The sequence below is a fragment of the Massilia sp. 05N420 genome (genome assembly GCF_056397205.1).
Genome location: NZ_JBFTMX010000186.1, coordinates 1 through 436, shown reverse-complemented (window position 1 = coordinate 436; position 436 = coordinate 1). Strand labels below are relative to the sequence as shown.

The following is a 436-nucleotide window of genomic DNA, read 5'->3' as shown; positions in this document are numbered from 1 at the left end:
CATCAACGGCACGATACAGAAGAGACGCTGCCAGCCGATCATGGCCATCGGCGAAAATGTCCGCTTTGACGGAAACCGTCTCCCCGACAACGCGCTTTGCGGCAAAACGCCCTTTATCGACTTGCGGCTCGATATTCTCGATTGCGATCCGTTCCGACTCATTAGACGCCGCTCCCGGCGAAGACACGCTCTCGCTGACAATCTCGTCGCCTACGGCCGCATTGAGCAGTTGAAGTTCTCCAGCCGCTAGGAATCTAGGTTCGCTTCCGGGAGCTTGGACAAAAAAAGGCGCTGCGGCCTGTGAGACAATTTCCCAGGGCAAGGGACTGGGCCGGCGAAGGTCTCGGTTGATGACCACGATCCCCACCCGCTCCGCCACGCGAAGGTCATCGTGATCGGCTAAGGTTATGGCGGTTGCTTGCGGAGAAGTCACGTA

General features: G+C 58.3%; 1 protein-coding gene. It reads right to left on the bottom strand.

Going from position 1 to position 436, the window contains the following annotated elements:
- Positions 1–187 (bottom strand): maltotransferase domain-containing protein (locus tag AC1DIX_RS27895; protein WP_477328600.1); only part of this gene is annotated, 187 nt, incomplete at its 3' end.
- Between the last annotated feature and the right edge of the window lie 249 nt (positions 188–436).